The sequence below is a fragment of the Mycobacterium sp. TH-M116 genome (genome assembly GCF_057473685.1).
Genome location: NZ_JBYCLC010000070.1, coordinates 1 through 3,037, shown reverse-complemented (window position 1 = coordinate 3,037; position 3,037 = coordinate 1). Strand labels below are relative to the sequence as shown.

Genomic DNA, 3,037 nt, shown 5'->3' with positions numbered 1-3,037 from the left:
ACTCGATCGAACTACTCCCCAAGCAAGCAAAAGACAAACTCCTGCAGCTTTCCATCCAGCTGCATTCCACCGGACCAGAGGTCACAGAACGCTTCCTGCAAGAGGCGTAACAGCCTGTCAAGCGCACAGCCTGTCAAGCGCACAGCCTGTCAAAAAGCAGGGGCCGAGCGGGACCAAGTCTCCTCGGCCCCTGTGCTGTGTCGACGTGCTGTGTCGACGTGACGTGTCGCCTGCTGTCTGGAAGAAGAATTCCCGGCGGCAGGGGTCAGGGCGGCAGGGATCAGGTCGACGAAGATGTCAGGTGTTGACCGGCACTTCCGCGCGGGTCTGGACCGGCACCACCGGCGGTGCCACCACCTTGTTGTCGTGGTTGTCCTTGTTGTCGTGGTTGTCGTGCGCTCGTACGTAACGCGCCCACGCCAGCACGGCGGCGGCGATGTAGCACCCCAGGAAGATCCAGAACGCGGGCGTCTCGGTACCGGCGCGGTCGTAGGACTGCCGCAGCACCAGGTTGATCCCCACGCCCCCGAGCGCGCCGAACGCGCCGGCGAAACCGATCAGGGTGCCCGACCTCACCCGTACCCAGAGGCGGCGTTCGACATCGCTGACGTCCAGTTGGCGGCTGCGTATGTCGAATATCGCCGGGATCAGTTTGTAAACGGCACCCTTGCCGGCACCGGAGAAAATGAACAGCCCGATGAAGCCGATGATGTAGCCCGCCAACGTGAAGCCCGTCACGGGATCGCCGTCGCCGCGGGTGAGGTCGTCGTGGGTGCTGACGGCCACCAGGAACCCGCCGCCAAGAATCATGCAGAACAGTAAGGTCAGGGCGACGTGGCCGCCACCGAAACGGTCGCTCAACTTGCCGCCGTACACGCGCGCCACCGAACCGAGCAGCGGCCCGATGAAAGCGATCTCGGCGGCATGCAGTGACGCCTGCCCGTGGCTCTGGCCACTGGCGACGAAGTTGTGCTGCAACACCTGTCCGAAGGCGAAGGCGAAACCGATGAACGAACCAGAGCAGATCAGATAGAGCATCGCTACACTCCACGAGTCGCCGACCTTGAGGACCTCTTTGAGGTGGCTCATGTCGATGCGGTAGTGCAGGTTGTTCATGAACAGCGCCGCACCGAACCCGCCCAGGGCCAGCAGCACCAGGTAGACCGCGCAAACCAGGTACGGCGCCTCGTGACCCGCGGTGGCCAGCACGATCAGACCGACCGCCTGGATGGCCGCCGACCCCAGGTTGGCGATCCCGCCTGTGAGCCCCATCGCGAATCCCTTGAGCCGCTGCGGGTAGAAGGTTTCCGCGGTGGCAAGCGATGCCGAGTAATTGGCTCCCCCGAGGCCGGTCAGCGCGGCACAGACCAGATACGGCCACAACGGCAGACCGGGATGGGCCAACAGCACGATGGTGCCGGCCGTGGGGATCAGCAGCACAGCCGAGGAGAACACCGCCCAGTTGCGGCCGCCGAATCTGGCGCCCGCCATCGCATAAGGGATGCGGGCGACCGCTCCGACCAGGGATGCGGTAGCGCCCAGCAGCAGCTTGTCGCCGGTGCTGAAACCGTATACGTCGTGCGGCATGAACAGCACCATGACCGACCAGAGGTACCAGACCGAAAAAGCCACGTGCGCGGTCACGATCGACCAGATCAGGTTGCGGCGGGCGATGCGACTGTTACCGGCACTCCAGGCCACGGCGTCTTCTGGATCCCAGTCCAGGATGCGACGCGTACTTGCCATGCGGTACTCACCTTTCACAATATCGGGCCTTTCACAATGTCGGGCCTTTCACAGTCTCGGGCGACAAGCGACCACTCCTCGCGCAGCGAGCGGCTGCCTTGCAGTGGGCGTGTCGGTGGGCTTGTCGGTGCTACGGGGCTTGCACTCCGAAAAAACTTGGCATTTCTACCATGTGGTTGGCGGCCGACCTCGCGGCCAACCGCGCGGGAGAGGGATCGCGTTCGGCGCGCACCGCACCCGACTGGTGCTCATCCAGGGGCGAGAAACGACACGAGACATCAGCTGACACTTGTTGCCCTCCGCGTCACACCCGGCCATCGTCATCGATCGGCCGGTTACCGGTCTGTGCTACAGGACCTAGGACCTACTGGCGGTCGACATTGACGCGCGATCATGGCGGGCCCGGCGCCACAGTGCGTCGACCCGTTTCGGAAACCGTTCGCAAAACCTTGCGGGACACGTTCGGATGCACCGGCTCGGCGACACACTTCACTGATCGACAGTTAAGCCCAACCACCGCGCCCCGACAACGCGGATCGGCCGATGTACAGGATATCCTCAGTTAATTTCGTCGAGACGTCCAGCCGGCCACGCTGTGACCGATCCGAGACCATAATTACCTGGCCACGTCCGCGAAAGCTCACAAAGCTTCTTCGGCTCCAGTGAGAACGCCCGAGACCAGCAAATCGTCGTCATGGGATCGGCCCCGGCTCGAAATGCGTCCAACCCGCCTCCCGGTTTTCCGCCCGCATCGATACACGCAGCGGATTCACGAGGAGATTGATTCACGAGGAGATTTACGTGGAGATCGCGGCGGTGCGTCGAACTCGCATCGGCCGCAGATGGATCCGGCATGTGTAACGGGCCATCCCGCCTGCGGACGGCAACGATCCTCCCCGGCACAGCGGCCGGTTCGCGGAGAGCCCCGGTTCGCGGAGAGTGCGGATAGTGATGCGGATAGTGATGCGGGACAACGCCTCCCCAACGCCTTGCCAGGGCCGGTCCGCCGCCACCGCCGTTCCACCGACGACGCCCTGGGAAACAGACCGCTCGCGGTCAACTGGATGTACCGATGAAGTTAGCTGGCAATCTCCTGTACATCGGCCATTGGACGTTGCCGGGCAATCCCGGGTGGTCTCTACTGGCATTAATAGTTACTACGTGCAATGTTGGTCGCTACGAGCAGTGAAGTACGGAAGCTTTGCCTCAGCAGGGAGAGTGCGTCCCGCCTCACGAGGTACCCTGACCTGGCAAGGCATGCTGGCGGTGGGGCCCGCCACAAATGCGCGTC

General features: G+C 63.4%; 2 protein-coding genes. One reads left to right on the top strand and one right to left on the bottom strand.

Annotation, left to right across the window (positions count from 1 at the left end; translation table 11 throughout):
- The coding region (locus tag AC2VOK_RS03585) for a DUF6955 family protein (protein ID WP_428899261.1) at positions 1–110 on the top strand (110 nt) is incomplete at its 5' end.
- Positions 111–297: 187 nt separating this feature from the next.
- Here the strand turns inward: AC2VOK_RS03585 and AC2VOK_RS03580 are convergent.
- Positions 298–1,746, bottom strand: a complete 1,449-nt coding sequence (locus tag AC2VOK_RS03580) for an MFS transporter (RefSeq protein ID WP_428899260.1) — start codon at positions 1,744–1,746, stop codon at positions 298–300.
- Positions 1,747–3,037 lie beyond the last annotated feature (1,291 nt).